The organism is Pedobacter sp. V48, from assembly GCF_000523515.1.
Taxonomy (GTDB): Bacteria; Bacteroidota; Bacteroidia; order Sphingobacteriales; family Sphingobacteriaceae; genus Pedobacter.
Genome location: NZ_AWRU01000005.1, coordinates 246,774 through 272,996 on the forward strand (window position 1 = coordinate 246,774; position 26,223 = coordinate 272,996).

18 protein-coding genes and 1 pseudogene are annotated in these 26,223 nt (G+C 33.5%); 12 read left to right on the plus strand and 7 right to left on the minus strand.

Features of this window, described 5'->3' with window-relative positions; genetic code table 11:
- The first annotated feature begins 39 nt into the window (after positions 1-39).
- The 8 genes from N824_RS04395 to N824_RS04430 all read left to right on the plus strand — a co-directional run bounded on the left by N824_RS04395 (position 40) and on the right by N824_RS04430 (position 13,426).
- Positions 40-1,320 carry a 6-bladed beta-propeller gene (locus N824_RS04395; RefSeq protein WP_048903915.1) on the plus strand — a complete coding sequence of 427 codons (1,281 nt, stop codon included), beginning with the start codon at positions 40-42 and terminating at the stop codon, positions 1,318-1,320.
- Positions 1,307-1,915, plus strand: a complete 609-nt coding sequence (locus N824_RS04400; protein ID WP_048903916.1) for a hypothetical protein — start codon at positions 1,307-1,309, stop codon at positions 1,913-1,915. Before N824_RS04395 ends, N824_RS04400 begins: the two co-directional genes overlap by 14 nt.
- Positions 1,916-1,929: 14 nt before the next feature.
- Positions 1,930-2,538, plus strand: coding sequence for a hypothetical protein (locus N824_RS04405; protein WP_048903917.1), 609 nt, complete (start codon positions 1,930-1,932; stop codon positions 2,536-2,538).
- Between the two features lie 146 nt (positions 2,539-2,684).
- Complete coding sequence (locus N824_RS04410; protein ID WP_048903918.1) at positions 2,685-3,494, plus strand: RHS repeat protein; 810 nt, start codon at positions 2,685-2,687, stop codon at positions 3,492-3,494.
- A 5-nt stretch (positions 3,495-3,499) separates the two neighbouring features.
- On the plus strand, positions 3,500-6,019 hold the full coding sequence (locus N824_RS04415; RefSeq protein WP_048903919.1) for a carboxypeptidase-like regulatory domain-containing protein: 2,520 nt from the start codon (positions 3,500-3,502) through the stop codon (positions 6,017-6,019).
- A gap of 54 nt (positions 6,020-6,073) precedes the next feature.
- Positions 6,074-7,153, plus strand: a complete 1,080-nt coding sequence (locus N824_RS04420) for an efflux RND transporter periplasmic adaptor subunit (protein WP_048903920.1) — start codon at positions 6,074-6,076, stop codon at positions 7,151-7,153.
- 8 nt (positions 7,154-7,161) lie between these two features.
- Positions 7,162-10,356: an efflux RND transporter permease subunit gene (locus N824_RS04425; protein ID WP_152541980.1), complete on the plus strand. Its 3,195-nt coding sequence runs from the start codon at positions 7,162-7,164 to the stop codon at positions 10,354-10,356.
- Between the two features lies 1 nt (position 10,357).
- Complete coding sequence (locus tag N824_RS04430; protein WP_048903922.1) at positions 10,358-13,426, plus strand: efflux RND transporter permease subunit; 3,069 nt, start codon at positions 10,358-10,360, stop codon at positions 13,424-13,426.
- A gap of 18 nt (positions 13,427-13,444) precedes the next feature.
- Here N824_RS04430 and N824_RS04435 read toward each other — a convergent pair whose 3' ends face one another.
- Positions 13,445-14,962 carry a TolC family protein gene (locus N824_RS04435; RefSeq protein ID WP_048903923.1) on the minus strand — a complete coding sequence of 506 codons (1,518 nt, stop codon included), beginning with the start codon at positions 14,960-14,962 and terminating at the stop codon, positions 13,445-13,447.
- Positions 14,950-15,882, minus strand: a complete 933-nt coding sequence (lepB, locus tag N824_RS04440) for a signal peptidase I (RefSeq protein WP_084498186.1) — start codon at positions 15,880-15,882, stop codon at positions 14,950-14,952. Before lepB ends, N824_RS04435 begins: the two co-directional genes overlap by 13 nt.
- A 150-nt stretch (positions 15,883-16,032) precedes the next feature.
- Between lepB and N824_RS04445 the strand changes: the two genes are divergently transcribed.
- The 4 genes from N824_RS04445 (at position 16,033) to N824_RS38225 (ending at position 20,599) form a co-directional block, all read left to right on the plus strand.
- Entirely contained in the window at positions 16,033-17,313 is a 1,281-nt protein-coding gene (locus N824_RS04445; RefSeq protein WP_048903925.1) for a hypothetical protein, read from the plus strand.
- Between the two features lie 26 nt (positions 17,314-17,339).
- On the plus strand, positions 17,340-18,311 hold the full coding sequence (locus tag N824_RS04450; RefSeq protein ID WP_048903926.1) for a glycosyltransferase family 2 protein: 972 nt from the start codon (positions 17,340-17,342) through the stop codon (positions 18,309-18,311).
- Positions 18,312-18,546: 235 nt separating this feature from the next.
- Complete coding sequence (locus tag N824_RS04455; RefSeq protein ID WP_048903927.1) at positions 18,547-19,962, plus strand: glycosyltransferase family 39 protein; 1,416 nt, start codon at positions 18,547-18,549, stop codon at positions 19,960-19,962.
- 421 nt (positions 19,963-20,383) lie between these two features.
- The gene (locus N824_RS38225; protein WP_048903928.1) at positions 20,384-20,599 is read left to right on the plus strand and encodes a DUF6266 family protein; all 216 of its coding nucleotides are present in this window, start codon (positions 20,384-20,386) and stop codon (positions 20,597-20,599) included.
- Between the two features lie 258 nt (positions 20,600-20,857).
- On the opposite strand, the gene N824_RS04465 is transcribed toward N824_RS38225, so the two are convergent.
- From N824_RS04465 to ilvA, 5 genes and pseudogenes are all read right to left on the minus strand, one after another.
- Positions 20,858-21,997 carry a 6-bladed beta-propeller gene (locus tag N824_RS04465; RefSeq protein ID WP_048903929.1) on the minus strand — a complete coding sequence of 380 codons (1,140 nt, stop codon included), beginning with the start codon at positions 21,995-21,997 and terminating at the stop codon, positions 20,858-20,860.
- A 69-nt stretch (positions 21,998-22,066) separates the two neighbouring features.
- On the minus strand, positions 22,067-22,435 hold the full coding sequence (locus N824_RS04470; RefSeq protein WP_048903930.1) for a hypothetical protein: 369 nt from the start codon (positions 22,433-22,435) through the stop codon (positions 22,067-22,069).
- Between the two features lie 159 nt (positions 22,436-22,594).
- Positions 22,595-23,938, minus strand: a complete 1,344-nt coding sequence (locus tag N824_RS04475; RefSeq protein ID WP_048903931.1) for a hypothetical protein — start codon at positions 23,936-23,938, stop codon at positions 22,595-22,597.
- Between the two features lie 430 nt (positions 23,939-24,368).
- Positions 24,369-24,785 (minus strand): hypothetical protein, encoded by a 417-nt coding sequence (locus N824_RS04480; protein ID WP_048903932.1) that lies wholly within the window; start codon positions 24,783-24,785, stop codon positions 24,369-24,371.
- Positions 24,786-24,901: 116 nt separating this feature from the next.
- Positions 24,902-26,150 (minus strand): annotated as a pseudogene (gene ilvA / locus N824_RS38230) (threonine ammonia-lyase IlvA).
- Positions 26,151-26,223: the final 73 nt, after the last annotated feature.

The window sequence follows — 26,223 nt, forward strand, 5'->3', positions numbered from 1 at the left end:
ACAGGGAGAGGTAACTCTCCCAACTTAAATGAAATTAGAATGATCAAATATTTAACACTTTTTAAAAGGGGTTACATCACATTCATTGTTATAATCATGTTGAATTCTTGTGACTTTAAAGACCAGCGAGTTACAGGAACCAAAACGGTCTTTGCTGGGTATGCAGGGGAAATTAAAAACAATAAAATTCCTGTAATAGAAAAAAAAAACCATAAGGTATTTAGTGTTAAAATTCCCCAAGTTATCTCGGATACTTCTTCTATACGATTAGATGATTTGGTTAGAAACATTCAATACATTCAATTAGAGACGGAAAGAAACTCTTTAATTGGTTCGATTGATAAGCTTATAGTTACCGATAAGAGCATAATTGTTTGTGATTTCAATAAAGCTTCCTCTATTTTTATTTTTAATTTGAAGGGTAAGTTTATGAAAAAAATCTTTTTAAAAGGTAAGGGGCCTGGAGAATTCTTAGCGCTAAGAGATGTTACCTATAATAATTTGACAAAGGAAATTCTATTGTATGACGATTTTGGGAGAAAGATTAATTATTATTCGGAGGATGGTTCGTATATAAAATCTTCCAAGACATATTATTATTATTTAAAATTGGCATGGCTGGAAGATGGAACCCTACTTTCCAAAGCTACTCCCGACATTAATTTACATGTTCCTGATTTGAAATATGCGCAGCTTGTATCTACTGATACAAGTCAAAGTATTCTTACCAAGGCCTTTAGTGCTAAGCCTGTTTTTGAGAAAAATGAACTAAATAGTTCTAAGAATTTTAAAGATCATACCGGGAAAGTTCTTTTTACTCCCTTATTTACAGATACTATTTTCGAAATATCTTCTGCTACCGAAATGTTTGCAAAATATCACATTGATATGGGAGATAGGAACATTGTTAAAAGAGTTACGAAAGATATTGATGCCAGCTCATTTCTCCTGGAATTAAATTTAAAGAAAAACTATTATTTTGAAGGTAATTGTTTAGAGATGAAAAATAATCTATTTTTTGAATTAAATAATGGAGACATAGCGTCATTTTTTTATTCATCGAAGACTGGCCGATTAGTCGGTGGTAAATCAACGAGTTCAGCAGATATTGATTTAGCCCTATTTAGTTTGCCAAAAAGCGTTTATAGGGATAGCTATGTTAGTACTATAACTGCAACTGAAATTATTGCCAGAAGGAATGGAATGGATCGCTCGGTAGTTTCAAAGAAGAAGGATAATAAAACAATAAAACTTATTAATTCAATTAAACAAGAAGATAATCCTGTGTTAATGTTCTATAATATTAATGAAAAATTTTAGGTATCTGATATTGGCGATAATTGTATTCTTGCTGGTATTGTGTGTTGTTCTTTTCAAAGAAACGAAAATACTAAAGACAGAGTATGAAAGTTTGGTTAAAGACAGCAAAATAGACCAAACTATTCTATTTAAGAGTATTGAAGAATCAACATATTTTAAATTGCCTGAAGGTATAACTGTTTCTGATTCCTTGGGTAGGGAAGTCCCTTTTGAGTCTTTAGCTATTCAGAACCCTGTATTGATTTTTCGTACTTCCTGGTCAAATTGTGAATCTTGTGTAAAGTCTCAGATAGAAATTATAGAGTCTAGCTTGGAACTGATTCAACCAGGGAAAGTTTTTGTCTTAACATCATTTGAATCAATAAATGATATGGTCGTTTATAAAAAACATTTACGATCAAACTTGAATTTTATTAATATAAAGTTAGAGAGCTTAAAAGATTTAGAACTTGAAGGGGGAAATAGTCCATATTTTTTTGTTTTAAATAAGGATAGAACTGCAAAAATGATATTTATTCCGCTCGTTAGCTCAATTGACTTATCTCAAAACTATCTGAGATATATTAGAAAAAATTATTTAATTACTAATAAATGATACAAAAATAAAGCATGAAATTATATAAAAATTCCTTTGTTTTACTGTTCATATTGTTGTTATTAATCACAAATGGTTTTTTGATAAGGAGAATATTTATTGATAAAAAAAATGATGTGGAGGTTAAGGGCACTCTGTTAGAGAAAGCTTATAGAGAAAGGTTATTATATCAGGTTGAATATTGCAATTCATTCAAGTTGCCTACTTTTATCCTTGCAAAGGATATTAATAATAAGATATTAAGATTTGATTCCTCATTAAATTATAAAGGCAAACTTTTTTTTCGTGTATCTGAAAGAAATTGTGATTTATGTGTAAGTAAGGAGTTTATACACCTTAAATTGCTTGAAGAAAAAATTGGTAGCGACAGGATTATTATTATGGCATCCTATAGTGGCCCTAATGACTTAAGAATTTTAAAAAATAGGTATAATATCAATTTTAAAATTATCAATATACCTTTCGGTGCCTTAGATAATAAATATACTGAAGATCAGGATTTTCCTTACTTTTTTACCATTAATGATAAAAATGTTGCAAATAATATCTTTGTTCCTGATAAGTCATTACCTCAATTAACTAAAGATTATTTAAATTTTTTTAGTAAAAAAGAACAAATGTGAAAGATTAGAAGAGAAAAATAGAAATGCAATTGTCGTTGAAAGCCAGTGGTTTTTTTCTTTTTTTACTATATTATAGGACGTGCTGTATGCGGATTAGTAAAGCAGTCCATAGAAAAATAAATTGAGGTATGTAAAAACACTGTTAGATGAAATTAATAACACTGCTACTCTTGATTGTGATCATATTTTCCTTTTCTGAAGCCTGGGCTCAGTTTCCATTCTATGGGGACATGCGAAGACCTAAAGGGAAAGTACAGTCATTTACTGAGAAATGTTACGAAACTACCGGGGGTATAAATACTTTGGTTCAAAAAAGAAGTTATAGTTATGACTTAAATGGAAAATTGATTGAGCAAAAAATATATAATACGATAGATAGCAACGCCGTCGAGCAAACCATAAGTTATGTGTATGAGGATAAGGAACTCTCAGAAGAGCAAGGGGATGGTGAACATGGCTACAGGATTAAATACATGTATTATGATAGCGGAAAGATGATGGCGAAAAAATATATTTCTGATTCGGTGAAAAGCCTGGAACGTTATGAGTATGACGATAAAAATAATAGGAGCTTACGTGTTTGTTATGATGGATATGGAGAATTAAAGCTTAAGGAAGTTTATAAGTATGATGGCTTAAATAACCTCATATTAAAGGAGTGGAATGATTATGATACGACTTTAAATAGTGGAAGTATAGCCTACTCAATTGAACCCACTTTACTGTTAGGCGGCGAACGGGCGTATGCTTCAAATGGACATTTAAAACATTCTATTACTTATGAATATGATAATAACAATAATATAGTTCAAGAGATTCGATATACCGGAGGAGGCTTTGTTGACTGGAAGAAAAAATACTCATACGAGTATGATGAGAAGGGTAATTGGTTTACTCTCAATAATAAAAATAAAGTAAGTACTTATTTAACCAAAAGAGAGATTAACTATTATTAAATATTATGAAACGATCGCTCTATATTCCTTTCTTTTCTGTTTTAATTTTGGTTTTAGCATGTATTCCCAGCGATAATGATCCGGTTAATAAGTTAATTGCATCTTTGCATAAATGGGTAGAAACTAATCCACAGGAAAAGGTTTACCTGCATACTGATAAGCCCTATTATGCAGTTGGTGATACCATTTGGTTTAAGGCGTATGTAACAATGGGGAGCAGGCATAAGCCATCAACCCATAGTGGAATACTGTATGTGGATCTGATCAATGAAAGAGACTCCATACAGAAAACGCTTAAGTTTCAATTGACTAAAGGAACATCGGCTGGGGATTTGATATTAGCAGATGATTTTAAAGAGGGGAATTATAGACTGAGGGCTTATACGCAATGGATGCGTAATTCGGATAAAGATTACTTTTTTGACCATACTTTTATGATTGGTGATCCCTTCGTTAACAATACAGATGCCAAATCGAATTCCAAGATTGTAAAGAAGGAAACTAAAGAAAAGGTAAGCAAAAAGGCTATTTTAAAAGGCGAACTTTCTGATAGTGATGTTCAGTTTTTTCCGGAAAGCGGAGGGTTAATTAATGGAATAACCTCCAAAGTGGCTTTTAAAGCTATTGGAATTAATGGAGCTGGCATAAGTATTAAAGGTAAAATAAAAGACAATGAGGGTAAGGAAATTGCTGGTTTCTCTAGCTTGTATGCCGGGATGGGTGCTTTTGATCTGAAACCTGAATCGGGAAAGAGTTATGTTGCAGAAATAGTTTATCCTGATGGGTCAGAAAAACGAATAATGCTTCCTAAAGTGAGCGATGATGGCTATGTTGTTTCAATTAATCAGGGTAATAAAGATAGTTTAAGTGTCAGTATTAAAGCTTCTTCAGGTGTGTATCAGCGGGCCAAAACTGTTGCTTTAATCGTGCAATCCTCTGGAGAGATTATTTATTCTTCCCCAATAAAAATGAGCAAACCGATAACATCAATACGATTGGCTAAAGGTAGTTTTCCGACAGGAATTGCTCAGTTTACCTTGTTTAACAATGAAGGGCAGCCTTTAAATGAAAGGATAGCATTTGTTAGAAGTCGGGATCTGATGCAATTGAAGTTGAAAACCGAAAAGACAAGTTACAATACTAAGGAAAATGTTTGGATAGAGATGGAATCAAAAGATCCATCAGGAAAATTTGTGGCCGGAAACTTCTCTGTTACTGTTATTAATGAGGGTAAGGTGCCTTTTGACGAAACCTCGGAAAGTACAATACTGTCAAATCTATTGCTGAGTTCTGATTTGAAAGGCTACATAGAAAAGCCGAACCATTATTTTATTGATGAAAGCGAAGAAACTAGTAGAGCTTTGGATAACCTGATGTTGACGCAAGGCTACAGGAGGTTTGTGTGGAATAATCTTGGTCAGGATTTTACTCCAGTTTACAAAACCGAAAAGTCGGGTATAGAGATTTCTGGAAGGGTAGTTACCTTAGGAAATAAGCCACTTGTAAATGCCAAGGTGAATCTACTTTCATTAAATGGAGGTATTATGGAAGATACCAGAACAAACACTGATGGAAGATTTAAGTTTGATGACTTAATGTTCAAAGATGGTTTTAAGTTTGTAGTGCAAGCCAAAACACATGACAATCGAAAAAATGTTGAGATAGTACTAGATAGTGCTCAGGTGCAGGGTATTACTACGAATAAAAATTTGCCGGACGCTAGTAATGGTACTAGCACAGATATTAAAGTGTATCTTGAAAATAGCCGGAATCAGGATCAGGCATTGCCTAAGTTTGGCAGGTTAAGTCGTGTTCAAAGGCTTAGAGAAGTAAAAATAATAGCTAAAAAAAGGGAAAGTGAAAAATTTGCTCCTCAGGGAATGATGCAGATCCCGGAAGGACATGCTGATCAAACCTTTTTTCTTGAAAAACCTGAGGTTTGTGCCAATTTGGGGGTGTGTTTACAAGGAAGATTACATGGGGTGTTTTTCGGGAAGGTGGGAATAGTTAATAATTATCCACTCTCTAGGCCCGATCCAATTAATCTATCCGGACTTATGCAGATTATACTTAACGGAAGAAAAATTGAGGACCCAATAGAGATCGCAGGAATATTTGATAGTAATGAAATAGATCCCATGGATATTGTTAAAATAGAAGTTGTTAGGAGCAATTTGGCATTAATGGGATTATTGGGGAGAGCTTCTATTCTTATTTACACTAAAAAGGCTCCTCTGCGAAATAAAAAATATACCCCAAACATTGTCAATTTTTCGGCAAAGGGTTTTGATAAGGGACGTGAGTTCTATGAGCCCAGATATGAAAATGGGGATAAAAACAATAGGATTCCTGATTTTCGTTCGACAATATATTGGAACCCTGCAGTGAAAACTAATAACGACGGTAAGGCATATTTTGATTTCTACAATGCGAGTGAACCAGGGGTTTACAAGATTGTTGTTGAGGGGATTAATGCTGCTGGTGAACTTGGGAGATTGGTTTATAGATATAAAGTTGAAGAATAAAAATTTAAATGCATCTGGATTTCCTTTAATTTCTTAATAAGTAAAACTTTAAAAATGGCTTTTTCTTTAAAATTATTCTACTTTTTGTTACTTGCAGTACTTCCACTTTTGCATGCTTGTTCTAGTACTGCTAAAGAAGATTCTGAAATTGCAGGTAGTAATCAAAAAAATGCTGTTGAAAAGAGAAATGTAAGTGTTGAGATTGCTGAGGTTTTCGAAGGCCCATTCTATCAAGAGATTATTAGTAATGGCAAGGCTCTAGCGATAAATAGTGCAGAGATCAGATTTTCTTCTAATGGTGAAATAAGGGCAGTTCTAGTGAAAAATGGAGACTATGTTAGTCGAGGGCAGGTTCTTGTTAAATTAGATGACGAAGATCTTAAAATTAGACTAGCAAAGACTAGGGATGGTGTAGATAAGGCGACAGTTGAATTGGATGATCGTCTGATAGATTATGGATTCCGTTTAAAAGATTCTTCTATTGTACCAAAATCTGTGATGCGTATGGCAAGAATAAAAAGTGGTTATAATGGGGCACTTTATGAATCGGATGAAGCAAAAAAATCATTGGATAAAACAAAAATTACGGCTCCATTTTCGGGTAAAATAGCCAATCTTAAAGCAAAGAATTTTAATGCGGCAAATACTTCTTCTGAATTTTGTACACTGCTGGATGATCACCAAATGCGTATAGAGTTTAATGTTTTGGAAACGGAGTATAAGTTTGTATCCAAAGGGACAGTAATCGAAGTTGCTCCATTTGGTAGAAAAGAATTTGTAAAGGGAGTAATTACAGAAGTTGAGCCATTTATTGATAATAATGGAATGATTAAAATTACTGGAGTTGTTGATAATGTAAATGGCTATTTTTTGAATGGGATGAGTGTTAGAGTTGTAGCTAGAAATACTGAGTCTCGTCAATTATCTATTCCAAAAGAAGCTGTATTAGAACGGCAGGGGCGGGAAGTTGTATTTACTTATGAAAATGGCCGGGCTAAATGGAATTATGTAGGAATAGGTTTGCAGAATAGCCGGTTCGTAAGTATTAACTCAGGATTGAAAAAAGGTCAGAAGGTTATAGTTACTAATAATGTAACACTTACTCATGATCTTGAAGTTTCTTTAAAACAATAATAAGGGTGGTGGACAATCAGAAACAAAGGTCTTTACCCGCATTTACTGTAATAAGCATTTTTGTAGCGTTCATGATAGTTGGATCAGCGCTAATACCTTTATTGTCAGTTCAGCTGGAACCTTCAAAGAACTTCAACAGCATTTCAATCCATTCTTATTGGAATGATGCCTCTCCGCAGATTATGGAGAGTACGATTACCACAAAAATAGAAGGTCTATTGGCAACGGTAAAGGGGATTACTAAGGTCAGTTCGAGTTCGGGTAATGGCTATAGTAACGTGTATGCTAACATTGGAAAAAATGTAAAGATCAATGAAGTAAAGTATGAAGTGTCAGCTCTTATCAGACAATTATACCCCAGTTTGCCTTTAGGGATTAGCTACCCGGCTGTATCTGCAAACACTCCTTTTGGAAACAAGAGTGTTTTATCATATTCAATAAATGCAGGAGGCAGCAGTGCCGAGATCCAATTGTTTATTGAGAAAACAATTCAACCATTACTAGCTCAAATAAAAGGTATTTCTAAAGTGACAATTTATGGCCTGGAGAGGTCTAATTGGAAATTAAATTATGATCCAGCGTTGCTTGCAAAATACGAGATTTCAATCAAGGATATAAGCTTAGCTATTAACAACTATTTTTTTAAGTCTGAATTAGGTAAGGCTAATGTTAAATCAAGCGATAAATCAGTTAAGGAAACGTATAATTATTTAACCTTAGTGACAAATTACCCTGATAAGGTATCTTGGAATAAGATAGCAATTAAACAATGGGGTGATCGGATTATTTTTTTAACAGATCTTGCTAAAATAGTTTATCAAACTAGTCCTCCTAAATCTTACCACCGAATTAATGGTCAGCATACGGTAACAATGGAAATAGTAGCGGCAAAGAATGTAAATTATCTTGTCCTTGCAAAAGAAATAAAGGAAAAGATAAATGACGTTCGAAAAAAAATCCCTGTCGAATACAAAATAACAACGAACTATGATGCCACTGATGTTCTAAAGGAGGAGCTTGACACAGTGATCTGGCGCTCTTTTTTCGCTTTGTTCGTTCTACTTATTTTTATATTGATTATCAGTAGGCAAATTCGCTATTTTTTATTGATTTTAATTTCTCTGGTTGCGAACTTATTGCTGGCATTTATCTTCTATTATTTTTTTAAGCTGGAAATTCATCTATACTCCTTGGCTGGAATAACAGTTTCTTTGGGACTGATAATTGATAATAGTATTGTGGTCATTGATCATATAAGGAATAAGAAAGACTTACGGATTCTGCTCGCTGTAATTGGAGCTACGTTTACTACTATAGGTTCTGTTTGTATTGTCTTTTTTTTGAGCGAGGATCAACAAATCAGACTGGTAGATTTTGCTTGGGTAATGATAATTAATTTATCAGTATCACTATTAATCTCACTTTTTTTAGTTCCTGCACTTTTGGAAAAATTTCCATTAAGACAAGAAAATTTTATCTCAATTGTCAGAAGAAAAAGAAGAATAGTAATATGGTCTAAATTTTATTCTCATTTAATAAATTATTGTAGTAGGTTTAAAAAATCTCTTATTCTAGTCCTCATTCTTATTTTTGGTTTGCCCATATTTCTTCTCCCGTCGCGGATAGCTACAAATAACATATGGGCAAACGCCTATAATAGAACAATTGGTACAGATGAATACAATTTGAAAATACGCCCAGTTTTAAATGTAGTTTTAGGGGGGCTATTGAGATTGTTCCTTGAAAGAAAAGAGCATTTTCCCTATTCGGCTGTCATCGCAGGAAAGACCAAAATAAATGTAGCAATCAAAATGCCTTATGGAACAAACCTAGAGCAGATCAATAATATTGTGGTGGATTTTGAAAATTTTTTGGGTGAATTTAAAGAAATTGAAGATTTTCAAAGTCGTGTAAATAATGGATATGCATCTATTGAAATTAGCTTTTTGAGGGAGTTTGAGACTGGTCCCTTTCCTTTTGTTTTAAAGACCCAGCTAGAATCAATGGCAATAAATACGGGTTTGGCCGAGTTTGTAATTTCAGGTGTTGGACAAGGTTTTAATAATGAATTACATAAGGAGGCCGCTAATTTCGGTATAATACTTCTTGGATATAATTACGAAAGGTTGCTAAAATATGCTGAGCAAGTTCAAAGCTTGCTTCGCGAAAACATGCGAATAGAAAATGTAACCATTGGAAGTCAGCGAGATTATGTAGGAACAAATTCTAATTATGAGTTTGTTTTTCAAGTAGATAACAGTGATAATTTGCTAGTTAATTATTTTTCTTCTGATATGATTAACAGTTCTTTAGCTCATTTTTCGGGAAACGATCAATATGTAACAAATTTGTTTGTCGAAGGGAAAAGGGTTCCTGTGGTTGCTAGCTCTGGGCAGCCCCCAGCTTCTGTATGGAAGGTGATGAATGAACCTGTACGTTCTGATTCTGGGTCTTATATTCGACTGAAAGAATTTGCTTCTATTCAAAAGCAAAAAACGCCAAACGAGATTTTAAGAGAAAATCAACAATATCAGTTAGTGGTAAATTATGACTTTATTGGTGATCAAGCCTTAGCTGAAGTTGTATCCATGCAAATAATGAAGAAAATGAGATCTGTAATGCCGATTGGATACAGCATTAAGCAAATCATAAATAATTTTTGGTCCGGGAATGAAAAAAACTTGACTTGGGCCATATTACTTACTATTGGAATTGTATTTATTATTTGTTGCGTATTGTTAAATGATCTTCTGCAGCCTCTAATTGTGATTTCAATGATTCCAATTTCTTTTATTGGTGTATTTTTAATGGCCTGGATTTTTGACTATCATTTTGATGAAGGTGGCTATGCTGCACTCATTATTTTATGCGGAATTGTAGTTAATGCTGCTTTGTACATTCTCAATGATTATAATAATCTCCGCAAAGATTATCCTGGGAAATCTAGAAAAGTTGTTTTTCTCAAGTCATATAATTCGAAAATAATACCGGTCTTGTTGAGTATGGGCTCTATGCTTTTAAGTTTGATGCCGTTTATTTTTTATGGTGAAGGAGAAGCTTTTTGGTACGCTCTTGCGATGAGTGTTACAGGTGGCTTAATCTTTTCTATTCCTGCAATCTTAATTTTTTTGCCATTGTTTTTAATAGGAGAATCAAAAAATAAAATGAAGAATAAAAAGGGGTTTTTTAGTGTTTTAAAATAGAATGGTTAAATTTCTGATTCATAAGCCTGTTGCTGTTATTATGGTGTTTATTGCGCTGATCTTACTCGGTATTGTAGCTGCTAAACATATTCCTGTTTCCCCGTTGCCTTATATTGATATTCCCGAGATAACAGTACATGTTAGTAATAAGAATATGTCAGCTGAAAGATTGGAAGATGCAGTAATTAAAAATCTACGTGCACAGTTACAACAGGTAACGGGATTGGATGAGATCCATACTGAGACCCGTGATGACTATTCCATAATTAAACTTCGATTTGATTACGGGACGGATATTAATTTTGCTTTCATTGAAGTGAATGAAAAAATTGATCTGTCTATGAATAGTTTTCCTCGCGACATGAACAGACCAAGAGTAGTAAAAGCTAGCGCAAGCGATATTCCTGTATTTTATATTAATCTGAGTTTAAGAGATACTGTAAATTCCCCAAATAATGCACCTCATTTTCTTGAATTAAGTGAATTTGCTAATCAGGTGATTAAAAGAAGATTGGAGCAGTTGACAGAGATTGCTTTTGTTGACATTACAGGTACTACAAGTGCTGAAGTTTATATCCAACCAGATGTAGTTGCAATGTCCGCTTTAAGTTTAACGGAGGAAAATATTAAGAAAATTATTGAGAAAAATAGCCTTGTGTTTGAAAATGTCTCTGCAATGGATGGCATATTAGAATATAATATTCGCTTTGCTACTCAAAATCCACGCACTTTAGAGGAGATAAAGAATCTAAGTTTTAAACACAACGAGAGAATATTTAAGTTAAAAGACATTGCTAAGGTTGGAATCAGGCAGCAACAAATGAAAGGTACATTTATAGCAAATAATCAAGCTGCTATAAATCTTGCCGTTATCAAACAACCGCAAGCTAGGTTGGGAGACCTCAGAAAGGCTATAAATGAATTGATGTTGGGATTTGAACATGATTATCCGGATATTCGTTTTGAACTCGTGCGGGATCAAACAGAGATTCTAGAATTTTCTATCAATAATTTGAAGCAAGACCTCCTTTATGGAAGTTTGCTCGCATTTATAATGATGTTTTTCTTCTTAAAGAACGTCAGGGCTCCGATGCTTATTGGAATAACAATTCCAGTATGTCTGATTTTGAGTATTCTTTTTTTCAATCTATTTAATATTAGTATTAACATTATCTCGCTTTCTGGACTGGTTTTAGGAGTGGGATTAATGATTGATAATGCTATTATCGTTATCGACAATATCACTCAGTACCGTGATAGAGGTGATGCACTTTCTGATGCCTGTGTTAAAGGCGCAACGGAAATTATTCGGCCCCTACTTTCATCAGCATTAACTACCTGTTCTGTTTTTCTGCCTCTTATTTTTTTGAGTGGTATCGCTGGGGCGCTATTTTATGATCAAGCGATGGCAATTGGGATAGGCCTGGCTATTTCCTTAATTGTTTCTGTAACGTTATTACCTGTACTTTACCGGTTATTCCATCGTGGTCAGGTTACGGTTGTTAAAAATAGATTTTTTGAAAAATATGGTATTACTTTTTTTGAACGCATGTATGAAGCAGGTTTTCAGTGGGTCTTTAAAAATAAAACAGCTTCATTTTTAATCGTCTGTGTATTAATTCTATCGAATGCATTGTTGTTTATATTACTTAATAAAGAAAAACTTCCTAATCTTAAACAAACAGAGCAGATAATAGAGATTAATTGGAACAGTAATATAACAATTGATGAGAACAAGAATCGAGTGAAAGATCTTGTTATGAATTTAGGGAAAAACCTGTCATCATCTAGTGTAGTTATCGGTGAACAACAATATCTTTTAAATAAAGAAAAGGAATTGTCTTCCTCAGAATCAGTTGTTTATGTTAAATCTACTAACGTTAGTGCATCGATACTCGTCAAGAAGGATTTAAAAAGGTATTTTGAAAAGAAATATCCCGAAGCGATCTGGAAATTAAATCCACCTAAAAGTATTTTTGAAACAATCTTTGGAGAAGATCAGGCCCCCTTAGTTGTCCAGATCTTTCAAACCGGAGGGCAGATTTTACCCAGTACCCGCGACGTTGACAAAGTTTCAAAGTTTATTAAAGATTCTTTTCCCAAAGCAGAAATATTTGTGGAGGCAGCGCAAAGTTCTTTGGTTTTGAATTTAAATTCAGATAAGCTATTGCTTTATGACCTCTCTTTACAAAGTGTTTTTGATAAATTGAAAGGCAGCTTAAATCCTAATGAGATTGGTTTCCTACAAAGTGGTCAGTTGCAGATCCCTGTGGTATTGAGTAAAAACTCGACTGACTTAAATGATATTTTGCGGTCGATTACTGTAGAAAATGTCAATGGTATTAGTTATCCGATATCTGATATGATCAAAATTAGTAATGAAAGAAGCTATAAGACTATACAAGGAGGAGTAAATGGAAATTATATTCAAGTGTCAGTTAATACTAAAGATCCAGATAAAGTTATTAATTTTTTGAATAGCGAATTTAATCGTAAAAATGGAATGGAATTAAGTTTTTCTGGCAGCTATTTTTCAAATTATCAATTGATTAAAGAAATGGGAATAGTTTTGTGTGTAGCTATTTTTTTATTGTATTTTATTCTAGCAGCACAGTTTGAATCTTTAGTTCAGCCATTGATTGTGTTGTTTGAACTACCCATAAGCATGAGTGGAGCATTGATAATGCTATACTTTTTTAATTCTTCAATTAATTTGATTTCCTTAATTGGTCTCGTTGTTATGTGTGGAATTATAATAAATGATTCTATACTGAAAATAGATACGATAAATCAGCTTAGGAGACACAAAAATTATTCTTTAATGGATGCGATACACATCGGTGGTGTAAGAAGGTTAAAGTCAATTATTATGACTAGTATGACTACTATTCTTTCTGTAGTTCCTTTTTTATTTGGAAGTGATATAGGGTCAATGCTTCAACGTCCTTTGTCATTAGCTTTAATTGGAGGTATGATTATAGGGACTCCCGTGAGTTTATACTTTATTCCTTTGGTTTACTGGTATTATTATAGGGGTTCTGAAAAAAAAAGCGTCAAAATTAATGATTGAGAACTGTTGGACTTTGTATTAATCGAAAGGAATGTCTGATAATTCTATTTTTCTATTAATTTCAAAATCATATAAAGTAATTTTTCTAATAGTATAGTACATCGACCAATAGTTTCGTAAGTTACTGATATAATCAGTAACCGCACGGTCTTTCTCCATCTGAGCATTGTTAAAATCAGTATAACTGATACTACCCATTGAATATTTCTGCCGTGCAATATCATAACGTTGTTGGGCTAACATGCGGGTTTCCTTTGCAATTTCTATCAATTCCTTTTGCATTCCCCATTTCAATATCTCTGTAGAAATTTCTTGTTCATTCGCTAATTCTTCTTGTATAATATTTGTATTTTCTAAATCGAGATTTGCATTTGCTCTTTTTCTGTTAGATTTATTTACACCCCAGTCTATCAAGGGTACACTAAAGCCGATGATTACTGATTGATTTCGGAGAAGATCTGTATATGAATTTTGCAAGCCATTTCCTGTTTGGCTCAGGCCAATATTGGCATTTATGCTAACTGAAGGTCCGGTTTGTGATTTTGTCTGGTTCACCGTCTCCTGTGCTTGTAATAATCTTCGCTTAAAGGAGAGTGGATATTTTCTGTTATTTTTGGCATGTTTCAGGGCATCATCAGTACTTATATCGAAAAATAACAGTGTATCGGGAGTCAATAAATTGATTTTTTTATCCTTATCTAGCTTTACATAGCGTATGAAACCTTGTTTTGCAGTCTCAAGTAATAAAGTAGAAGCAGCTAGGGATTTTTTTGCATTGAGTAAACTTACTTTTGCCTGTAATATGTCATTTAAATTAACAGTCCCAATTTCAAATCTTGCCAAAGTAATTTTTAGGAGTGTATCTATGTTGATTAAATTTTGTTGGTCTAATTTATATTGCACATCTGCTATTAGTAAGTTGAAGTACTTATCAATAGTTTTATAAGAGATGTCTTCCAGGTTTTCAATATATTCTCTTTGTGATTCCTGAAGCTTAAGTGGTTCAATTTTTTTTTTCCATTTAATTGGGTTATAAAATAAATTATTCTGAAAGTAAGAGATGGATAGTGGAATAGATGTATATGCTGTATTGGAAAACCGTCCTAAATTATCAATGCGTTGGAGTGATGATGATACCGCAATACTACCACCTGTATAAGCGATATTCTGGCTCAAATTCAAATTTAAGCTCGAATTGGCAACATTTTGACTTACAAAATCGTTTGCTCCGCTTGGTAAAGTAATCATGTTAATGGTTCGGTAATAATTCGGTAAGGTTCCATTTAATGTAAGTTTAGGTAAAAAACTGGAATTATAAGCTTTGTAATCCCAATACGATGATCTTGCCATGTAAACAGCGATTTTATAGTCTAAAGAATTCTTCTGAGCAAGTCTAATTGCACCTTTTAAAGATATACTTTGATTTTTCTGAGATTTAGCCAGAAAAGGTAAGAGAATTAGAAGTAATAGCGATTTGTTGATGTTAATTTTAAAATTTAGAAATTTAAAGGCAAATTGAAAAATTATAATAAGCATAGATTTAAGTGGTAAGAGTTTGATGTGTATGAGAGTATATTTAGGGTTGCTTTTCCTATAATTAAATCCTCAGGAAGAAATCCCCAATATCTGGAATCAATTGAACGATTTCGATTGTCGCCTAGCATAAAGTAATAATTTTGTTTAAATGTATAGAACCTGGTTTCTTTTCCATTTATGTAAATTTCAGTATTGGATATAAAACTGGTAGACCTTTCATGGACATCAATTATTTTCTTGTATAAAAAATAATTTGAAGGATTTAATTTTATAGTCAGTCCCTTTTTGGGAATTAGTAGAGGGCCATAGTTGTCATTATTCCAGTTGGAATTCTCTTGTGGGTATATATCTGATTGTCGGCCCGTGATTTCTGTTTTATGAATTTCCTTTACGCTTGGCATATTTTGAATTTCTTTCGCTATTTCTGGATTAAGAGGTACGATAGTAGATGTATTATTGTCTGGGTATAAGCTCTCGAGCTTGAATTTATTTTTAAGGTGAATCATTGCTTTATGATCGAAGGTCTCAATATAATAATGACTGATGGAAGTATTTGGTTGCCTGATGATTTTTGAATCAACGTATACCTGATGATGGATAATTGATAGGAGTTCTCCAGGTAATGCAATACACCTTTTGATTAGGAACTCATCCTTATTTACCGGATTCGTAAATACGATGATGTCATTTCTCTTTACCTTTGAAAACCCTGGTAAACGACTTGTTGCAATTTTTGCCCCATAATGCAATTTACTAACTAATATTTGGTCACCACTTAATATCGTATTGGCCATAGAATCAGTTGGAATTGAGTAAAATTGAAAAAAAAAATACTTGCAGGCTGTTGAAACTAATAGTGAAATAAGAACTAATCGAATAGCTATATATAGATGTCTGGAAAAAATGCGCTTACGTTTCATTATCGGGTTTCCGCATATATAATACTCAACATCGTAAATGTATCTGTTAATACTGCAAATTTATTGCGTTATTAACAGATACATTTATCCTACTCCCATATTGAATTAATTTAGATCTAATGAAATTTTAATTAAAAAATAATTCTAAAAATGATTACTTTTTTTAATTTATTTAATAAAAAAGCACTGCTTCTATCTGGAGCTAATTGTATAGTGATGGTGGTTTTTTATTTTATTCTTTATAAGCTTCAAATTATAAATCTTCTTCCTAACGAAAGAAATATTGTAAGTTGGGACGCAGTATGGTATAATCAAATAAGAGAATCTGGGTATACATATTTACCTGTTCAGGTTTCTAATATGGCATTCTTTCCACTGTTTTCACTTTTTTGGAAAGTAACGCAATTTTCTGCCATCCAGATTAGTTTTTTTAATGCAGTATTGTTTATGATTTCATTTTCTTTGTTAATAGGAAAGGAGAAATATAAAACGATCTACTTATTGGTATTGGTTTCATTACCTAGTTTTATTTTTTTTTACTTGCCATATACAGAGTCTCTATTTTTTTTTTTCGGAACATTGATAGTAATCGGATATCGTAATAATTCTTTCAGTTTATTGATTTTAGGGATTTTTGGGTGTTGTTTAACAAGAGCTGTTTCTACAGTATTTTTGCCTATTTTAATTTTGACAGAGCTATTTTGTTGGGATAGTTCAAAAGATAAATTTTTCGATGTTCTGAAAAAACTTTTTGTTTATTGTTCAGTGACACTACTTTGTATTTTTATCGTGGTACTAATGCAATTCATTCAAACAGGGAAATGGTTTTACTATATTGAAGCCGTTAAGTATTACAATAGACACTTAATTCCTATATCGTTACCTTTTTCTACTTATTCCGCTAAAATGATCCTGGGGATTGATGGAATTGCGTGGACTCTAGGAATGATTTCAATGTATTATTGTGTGAAATGGGGGATGGAATTTACAAGGAATTTATTGTCAAAAAATGAAAATAAATTTATACTTAATAAGTCGGCATGTTTTTCAGCCTTATTTTTATCATCAGTTGTTGTCTTAGATACTTTTTTTACAAACTATGTAGAAGGAATGACAAATATTTGGAGTATAAATCGACATCTTTTATGCACCCCATTTGCTATTTGCTTTATTAATTGGTTTCACTCACAATGTAAAATGAAAAAGTATGATTTCTATTGTATTTTTATCATTCTAATTTTGGGGTTATTTATTACAGGTACATTCAAATATCAGCATCATATTCTTCTTTACTCATTGTTTTCGATTTCTTTGATTCTAAGTAAGTTTATTAACAAAGCATCGTCGATGTTATTTCCGATGTATGCCCTTAACTTATTTCTTTTCGCCCTTTTCTATTATCAATTTCTAAGTGTTAAGTGGGTGGGTTAATTTATTGTAACTAATAATCTAATTATATGTCATTAATCACAGTAATTATTCCTGCTTATAATGAAGAGAAAAATATCTTACTTATCGCCACTCGATTAATCGAGGTCTTAGAAACTAGGTCATATGAATTGGAATTAATCTTCATTAATGATGGTAGTAAAGATAATAGTGAAGAAGTGTTAAAAATGCTAAGCAATCGGTTCGCGAATGTATATTTCATTAATTTTTCACGGAATTTTGGTCAACAAAATGCACTGAGAGCTGGTTATGATTATTCAACCGGTGATGCTGTTATTTGTATGGATGCTGATCTTCAAAATCCACCAGAGTTAGTATTGGAGCTAATTAAGAAATGGGAAGAAGGCTTTGATGTTGTTCTCTGTCGACGTCGGAAGGCAAAGCAACATGGAGGCTTTTTAAAAGAAATTACATCAAAGTTCTTTTATCGGCTGTTGACAATAATATCTGATACACCAATTGAACACGATTCTCCTGATTTTCGTTTGATTGATAGAAAACTTGTAAATATTATTAAGAACTTACCTGAGAATGATATTTTTCTTAGAGGATTAATTTCATGGATGGGTTTTCAAAAAACAGTCGTTGAATATAATCATGGTCTCAGAATTAACGGAAATACTAGTTATTCCTTGCCTAAGATGATAAAATTAGCAACGTCAGGTATAACAAGTTTCAGTGTTAAGCCTTTACATATAGCGATTTATCTTGGATTGTTTATTTCTTGCTTATCGCTTTCTTATATCCCATATGTATTTGTGAAATTTTTTTATGGACATACCATTTCCGGTTGGGCATCTTTAATTGTGACTGTTTCTTTTCTAGGTGGGCTCCAATTACTTATTCTTGGAATTATTGGTTTATATCTAGGTAAGCTCTTTATACAAAATAAACAAAGACCTGAGTATATAGTAAAAAGCACAAATATGGATAACAAAATTAATTTAAACTTTGAATTACAAAAAGGTAGGGGAATTTAAAATGGTCTTCTTTTGAAAACAATATAGCCGAAAGATTAAAATAAAGATTGCAAAATATCATGTTGATTAACAAAACTTATTTCTTGACTCTAATTCTGGTCGGGACTTTTAGTATTGGTTTTTTTTTAAGGATTKSTYAGWNNTRGAARWKWYMMCWTKMCWAATTAACCAGGATGAGCTCTCCAATATCTACGATGCATATTCAATTGTAGAGACTGGTGCAGATAGATGGGGTTTGAAAAATCCCGTTATTCTTAGGGCATTTGGAGAAAATGATTATAGACCACCTTTATACACATGGCTTGCGGCAGGAAGTATTAAGATCTTTGGTTATTCAGTTTTTTCAGGCAGACTTCCATCAGTAATATTAGGCATGTTGTCACTTCTATTGTTATACAAGACATCAAAAAAAATAGGGGGAAGTATATTTTCTTATTTAACCCTCTTAATAGCCGTTCTATCTCCATGGCATATCACCATGTCCCGTCTGGCACTTGAAGCTGCGAGCCTCTCCTCATTTTTTGTAATTCTTACAATCTATCTATGGATTAAGGCCAAAGAATCAGATTTTTATATTTTAAATCTGATTTATTTAGGCTTGAGTGTCGGACTTGCTACTAATGCTTATCAGTCAACCAAACTTATTTTCTTTTTGATAGCAATTGTAATATTTATTGATATTGTAAAAAGTTCATCAAATTGGTTAAAGAAAAGCTCAGTTTTTATTTTGTTTATTACGTTGGGAGCACTCCCCCAACTATATGCAGTAATTGCTATGCCGCAGTTTTTTTTTTCAAGGGCAGCTGACACTATGATGCTCTTTAGCTTTTCATTTGAATATCTTTTCATCTTGCTCAGAAACTTCTACCTAAATCTTTCGCCACAATATTTGTTTTCGGAAATTGGCAGTTACAATTTTTTAACTGTAGCTAGATTATTGACAGTTGAATTACCCTTTTTTTATTTAGGGTTAGTTTTATTCTATTGGAAATTCAAAGAAAATAAAAGTATCAATCCAATCTATATTTACCTATTTATCATGGTGTCTATTTTACCAAGTGCTTTAACCTATAATAATCCCAATGCGTTACGAGCTTCCTGCAATGTTATCCTCTTTCCTATGATTTCTGCAGTAGGTATTTTAGCAATTTACGATATAATAACTAATAAATTACTGAAAAATTTACTATTAGGGGTGACGATTTTCCTTTTATTTCTAAATTCAATAATCAATATTGTGAAGTATATCAAGATTAGAGAATTAGCTGGGGCCGGTCAACAAAATGTATTGGTTGAGCTATCCAAAAAGATTAATCTCCAAAAGGATAAATATTTGAGAATATATATAGAGGACTTAGGGAATCAACCGTACATATACATAACAAGTTATTGTGATATCACCCCTAAACAATTTCAGGATGCCAATAAAAAAATTGAAAAAATTGGATGGGATCATTTTGTTCAATTAGACAAATATTTTTTCCTAAATAAAGAAGCAATCTTAGATTCTATAAATAGAAATAAAGAAAAGAGTTTATTTATCCTAAAATTTAAAAATTATAAATATGATCTAATCGATAGTATTGAATTGTATGATGAAAAACTTTTCTTTTACTCTAATACATTTATCGTACCGAGTATTAGAAAGTGAAATTCTTCCACTTGATTCTTATTTCAACTTTTTCCTATTAGACTTTATGCTATCTTGAATAGGTTGAGCTAAAAAGTTCATTTAACAACAGGTATTTTGAAGTAAAGATGTTTGTTGCAAAGGCCGATATGAAGAGCTGCTGCTGGAAAGAAACTAATTAAAATAAGAGTAATCTAATTGAACAGAGTAGAACATAAAAAATGACAGTATTGAAATAAACCTCCGTCATTTTTGAAATTTGGTATATATTCTGTAATCTGATCGGTTTTTTCGTGATTAAATGGGAATAATCATCTTATTTGATTCTTTGTAAATCTTAACTTACGTTGAAGTTTCTTGTGTTTACTATTTAACCAAATAAAAGCTATTCATATGGGAGCTGCAAAATTAACAAATCGAAAGAGTTTGCAGATGTTCAGTTTTGGTTGCCGCTACTTACAGATTTTTAAGAGTAAGCTTTAAGGATTATACACCTACTTATGATGGTTTTATGTCTGCCAAGACTTATATGTCTAAAAATTCGGTTAACGATGCATATCGAGAATTTATAATTGAGTCTGGATTGGCTTTAGTAAATTTTTGTAAACTTAGCCAGCTGCAAAGACAGGTGTTGTTTCAGAAAGCACCATTACTCTAGCTTTTAACTTGGAAGGAGGTAATATGTTTATGATAACAGAGCAACGTTTTAATCCATGAGATAAAAATGGAGTGGCTGAATTTCAAGCTGCCATTATGAAGTAGTTTAACAACAAGATATTTACTTCAACAAGGAATTTTCTAACAATCGGCTTACATCTTTATCTGACTTTTATATCCGGGAATCGGAAAAACAGAAGCAATAGCCGATATTTTGTTCAGGTTACCTATTTTAGAAAACTGATAATAAAGGTTCTCGTTATAGCTCCTTCAATTTAAAATACATGAGCTTAAAAATAATGGGCTTATCTATAGCTGGCTTGCTTTGCGGAATCACCTCATTTTTAAAAGGTACTATGGTTATAAAATAATCCCCAAGTTTGCCTGAGATTTTATTGCGGGAGTGTAGCGTAGGATCTTTTTTACTATTTAATTCAACAAATTGAAGTGTTTTGCCTGTCTTCTTCGAAAAAAAGGCATTCCTGGGATCAGTTCTTGAGCCGAAATTATATCTGAAAGAGACCCACTTATCAGTAACAAAAAGCGAATTATTATCGTACATTATTTTAGCTGCTTCCATTTTTTTCCAGTAATCGAAATGATCTTTTGCCGGTTTAGCAGAATTAATATCGAAGCCTATCTTATTTTCCTCAGGTACTTCAATTTGAAATGCTGGTTTTACATCATCAATGTCCACTGTATAGATTTTATCGTCAAGTAGTGGGTAGTAATAAACAGAATCTTTGTAACTATCAAATTGATGTGAAAAACCCAGATCAAGCTCCTTAATCACAGGGGGGAAGAAAAGTTCCTGAGAATGGTAGGTAAGCATTCCGTCTCCTTCTTTATAAAGTCTAAGTCTTCTCAAATCCTTATTGTTGTTGATGATCTCACTTACATACATGTCCTTAGTTTTTGCAAAGGTTAAACCGAAATACCTGGAGCCTACAATATCCAGAACACCTTCAGGTTTTCCATTAAGGTCATATCTGAAAATTTTGTTTAAGCTCAGATCTAATAGTTCTATCCGATGGTTGTACTCATCGTAAATTATGTCTGTTAAATTCGCATACTCGTCAGGTTTATCACCCAGGTGATTTATCTTGATTTTAGGCTTACCATTTTGATCGAAAAGAAAAATAGTACTTTGCGATCGGTCGGCGATAATGATAAGACTATCAGTTACAAAGAAATTAGAAATATGTTTAATGGAAAAATCCTTTTCGGCTTCTAGGGTTACATAATAAACACTATCAGCAATATCCTCAATGAAAGCTTTTTTGTTCTCTGCGGGGTTGATCTTAATCTTCGTTACAGGGAAATCGAATTTCTCTTTCTTTTTCTCCTGCGAACATGAAATAAATAGAATGAATAAAGGGAAAAGTAGGTAGTACTTCATTGATGAGATATTTGATTTTGAGTAAATATTGATTAATCCGCCACCTTAAACAGATGGCGGATTTTAAATTTAGTATTCAGGCCAGCTAGGTACGATATTGGTAACGTCATGGTAGTTATTATGAGGTGTGTTAGGATTGTATCCTACACCGCATTGAGTTCCCGAGTTGTTTGGGAAAAATTCATAATAGCCATAGTCGTAACCATACCAGCCTTGAACAACTTTGTAGTAATTGTCATTTTGCCAAACCCATGTGCCGGTTCTGTAACTTGTATTGCCTGTGGTTCCACAATACATAGTGCCGTTTGCATCGGTCCATGCAGCACTGGCTGCTCCTGAGTTGTTTGTTACGTCGTAATCAAAGAATGCATATTGGAGATTACAAACCAATGTGATCACAACAGCCAGAACTCCTACTATTTTAAGTGTTTTTTTCATGATTTTTAATTTTAACAAATTATAATTAGGTTAATTTTTAATGATTCGATTGCATTTATAAGACCCCGGAACGGGGTCACCAATGTTGCAACAGAAATAATTCGACCCTGATTAAAGGTGGAATAAGGATGATGAAATCTATGTTAATAAAAGTTAGTTTCATTTGTTAGCCTTGTGTTTCTGGAAGTCATTTCTTTTTTTAAGCAACTCTTTCAGCTCTTGTTTTAGCTTGTCACTGTCATGCCAGATCTTGCTATGTTGATGGGCATAAATGCCTATGGAGAGTACATACAAGAAACTGAGTATAATTGTTAAGTTTTTGTATTTTAAATTGCTCAGGGCCTTATCCACGAAGTAGGCCATAAGGAAAAAGATCCCTATTGAGGCTACGTATACGTACCTGTCGGCGACAATCGCGAATCTTGAAATCGGGATGACATGCAGACAAACCCCAAGATGGACAATGAAAAAACTGATTCCAAAAAAGACCCAGTGCTTTTTCCAGAAACCCCAAAATGAAACACATATAATTAATAGCATTGCCGGGTACATCCAGAACCGCATGGGAACTTCTTTGCCTATAGCATTTGGAAACACATATAAGTAGCTTAATTTAACGGGGATTAGACATTTTACAAGGTATTCGGTCACAGAATAGCTGGCAAATATGATGTTCTGATAAAATGGATAGCGAGGGGCCTCAGATAGCAAGCCAGCCTTGTCTGCACTTTGGGAAAGCAAGGTAATGCATCCAAAAAAGAAAGCAATAATAAATAAAGGCAACTTCTCAAACCATAGCCATTTGCTTCGGAAATCTCTTTTTACCGCATAATCTATTAATAAAAGACAAACCGGAAGTGTTACTGCCTGTTCCTTTCCGGCAAATGACAAAATGAAAAACAAAACGACCAATAAATAATGGCCTATCTTTTTAGAAACGAGGTAGCTCAGGTAAATGTGAATAGCGATTAAATAGAAGAAACTATAAATGAGAATTTTAGAAGCGGATAACCAGGCGACAGATTCCACAAGAAATGGATGTACTGCCATGAGTAGGGCCGTAAGAAATGCGATGCGGGTTACAGATGCTGTTTTAAAGCCTTTAGAAAGATTTAGAAGCTTTTTGATAAAAAGATAAACCAGAATTACATTGCTTATATGTATAATAATTCCTAAGAGATGGAACCAGAGGGGGTTATATCCAAATGCGGAATAAAGTAATGTATAAGACAGTTGATTTGCAGGGGCATATTGTCCATTGTAAAACTCGGTCAGTATTGCCCATAAGTTGTTTCGTGTTAAGCCGTCTTCTGTGTAGGCATTAACTACAACCCATTGGTCGTCCCAACGCATCTGGAATTTATGCGAAAGCACAGGGAAATAAACCAATAAGCTTATTGAAATTAAGAATAAGATTGTTGTCAGGGTTTTATTATTGTCAATAAAACCTTTTAGCATAGGAATCTTACTTGGGCTGGAGGAAGCGCTAACGTTTGTGTTCATTTTAATAGGGGATGGCTAAATAAATGAATTGCACGACGGTGAGAGTCGTTAAAATATTACGGCATGGGATGAGTTCTTAAAATTTCTTGGGGCGTAGGCGAGTGCCGCCTAATGGCATTAGAATTTTCAGATGATCCATTAAATGGATCAATGATTCTTTTTGGTATGAGCGCGTTCAGGTACTCAAGTCTTTTAAAGTAATATTTAGGCATATCGGGATGATTTAGGCCATTAAATATCTTCTAAAGTTCTAGAAGTCGTTTATTATTTGGTTGTTATCTCTAATATAGATAATATAGTTTGAACTTAATCAAGGCGCTAGTATATGCAGGTAGTAACTTTTTTGATACAAAAAGCCAGCACTTATTAAGTGCTGGCTTTAGAATATAATTGATTTTTAATCTTTATCCTGAAGCTATTCCGAATGTGTTTACGGTTGGAAATTAGAAGGAATGATAATAATTTTAGCAGTCATTGGTTTAGTTGGCTTAGCAGGGGTTGTCACCTGAGCATCTGAACTTTGTATGTCTATGCTAATTCCGCCCTTGTAAAGCTCATAACTATAGGTATTTACGTCATAAGTAAAAGGAACTTGTACATAGCTGGTCGAATTTATAGGGTGTGTTAAGTATACCAAAACAGCTTCATCATCCATAGTAATATCATCAATCTCATCTACATTTAAAGTAGCAGTATAGTTGTACCCGTCACTACTCAACTTCCAATCATTCGGCTGGATCGTATAAATGAAAGTCCTGTTCGGCGTTTCATTGATAATGGTGTCTTTTTTGCACGACACCAAGCCTAGCGTGGTGGTACATAGGATTAAAAATAATAGCTTTTTCATGTGATTTGTGTGTTTTGAAATTAGTCAAGCAAATTTATTGCCATAAAAATTAAAGCACTGTATTTGCTTATTCTGTAATTAAAATGTTATGCAGAATATTGTTGTTTACTGCAAAGTTAAACCAAATATTCAAATAGTGTTTTGTCGTTATTGAGCTCTATAATTTCAAACTTAAATTCCTTCATTCGTTGCACTAAAGCATCATAATCTGTTCGATCTGTAAGCTCAATACCAACCAAAGCAGGACCATTTTCCTTATTGGTTTTTTTAATGAATTCAAAGCGGGTAATGTCATCATGCGGACCAAGTACATTGTTCACAAAAAGCTTAAGTGCTCCTGGTCTTTGCGGAAACCGAACAATGAAGTAATGCTTAAGCCCTTCATAAAGTAAGGATTTCTCTTTAATCTCCTGCATGCGCTCGATGTCGTTATTGCCACCACTCACCACACAAACAACAGCTTTTCCTTTTATTTTGTCCTTACACGCATCCAGTACAGCTACCGATAACGCACCGGCTGGCTCAACTACAATAGCATCCTCATTATAAAGTTTTAATATGGTAGTACAGATTTTTCCTTCTGCAACCAGTAACATACTATCCAATACCTTGGTGCAAAGTTCGTAAGTTASGWTNCYTANCKCGCTTTACAGAGGCACCATCAACAAAACGATTTATTTCAGGTAATGTTATTGGACCACCATGTTCAAATGCTTTTAACATAGATGGAGCGCCTTCAGGCTCGACACCTATCAGCTGTATATTTGGATTTTCGTTTTTTAAATAGCTTCCTACACCTGCAGCAAGACCACCACCGCCGATTGGCATAATTACCACCTCAACGCCCTGCAGATCTTCGAATATCTCTACACCAACAGTACCCTGGCCTTCAATAATGCTGTAATTATCAAATGGTGGGATAAAAGTCATGTTGTGCTCCTTGGTATAAGCCAAAGCTTCCATCAGGCAATCGTCAAAAGTATCACCAACTAATACAAGCTCTACGCTGCCGTTGCCAAACATTTCTGTTTGCTTAACCTTTTGTCTAGGAGTGATTTCGGGCATAAAGATGACACCCTTGGTGCCAAGTTTATCGCAAGAGAAAGCAACGCCTTGTGCATGGTTTCCTGCACTCGCACAAACAACTCCACGGCTCAATTCTTCCGGGCTCAACTGACTGATCATATTGTAAGCACCACGCAATTTGTAGGAGCGTACAATTTGCAGGTCTTCACGTTTTAAGTATATTTCGCACTCGTATTTTTCAGATAACTTGGAATTGTAGATGAGCGGGGTATGCTTTACAACATCTGCTAATCGTTGCGATGCGGCTTTGGAGTCTAATTTAACAGTATTCTCTGTCATGTTTTCTAAAAGATGTAACCCTTACCTGATAACAGATAAGGGTTTAAATTTGTTTCTCCCGTAATGGGAAAGG

Coding starts and splice junctions, on each gene's coding strand:
- N824_RS04410 (WP_048903918.1), top strand. CDS start 2,685: ATGAAATTAATAACACTGCTACTCTTGATTGTGATCATATTTTCCTTT.
- N824_RS04400 (WP_048903916.1), top strand. CDS start 1,307: ATGAAAAATTTTAGGTATCTGATATTGGCGATAATTGTATTCTTGCTG.
- N824_RS04445 (WP_048903925.1), top strand. CDS start 16,033: ATGATTACTTTTTTTAATTTATTTAATAAAAAAGCACTGCTTCTATCT.
- N824_RS04450 (WP_048903926.1), top strand. CDS start 17,340: ATGTCATTAATCACAGTAATTATTCCTGCTTATAATGAAGAGAAAAAT.
- N824_RS04420 (WP_048903920.1), top strand. CDS start 6,074: ATGGCTTTTTCTTTAAAATTATTCTACTTTTTGTTACTTGCAGTACTT.
- N824_RS04435 (WP_048903923.1), bottom strand. CDS start 14,962: ATGCTTATTATAATTTTTCAATTTGCCTTTAAATTTCTAAATTTTAAA.
- N824_RS04470 (WP_048903930.1), bottom strand. CDS start 22,435: ATGAAAAAAACACTTAAAATAGTAGGAGTTCTGGCTGTTGTGATCACA.
- N824_RS04395 (WP_048903915.1), top strand. CDS start 40: ATGATCAAATATTTAACACTTTTTAAAAGGGGTTACATCACATTCATT.
- N824_RS04430 (WP_048903922.1), top strand. CDS start 10,358: ATGGTTAAATTTCTGATTCATAAGCCTGTTGCTGTTATTATGGTGTTT.
- N824_RS04415 (WP_048903919.1), top strand. CDS start 3,500: ATGAAACGATCGCTCTATATTCCTTTCTTTTCTGTTTTAATTTTGGTT.
- N824_RS04480 (WP_048903932.1), bottom strand. CDS start 24,785: ATGAAAAAGCTATTATTTTTAATCCTATGTACCACCACGCTAGGCTTG.
- lepB (WP_084498186.1), bottom strand. CDS start 15,882: ATGAAACGTAAGCGCATTTTTTCCAGACATCTATATATAGCTATTCGA.
- N824_RS04465 (WP_048903929.1), bottom strand. CDS start 21,997: ATGAAGTACTACCTACTTTTCCCTTTATTCATTCTATTTATTTCATGT.
- N824_RS04475 (WP_048903931.1), bottom strand. CDS start 23,938: ATGAACACAAACGTTAGCGCTTCCTCCAGCCCAAGTAAGATTCCTATG.
- N824_RS04405 (WP_048903917.1), top strand. CDS start 1,930: ATGAAATTATATAAAAATTCCTTTGTTTTACTGTTCATATTGTTGTTA.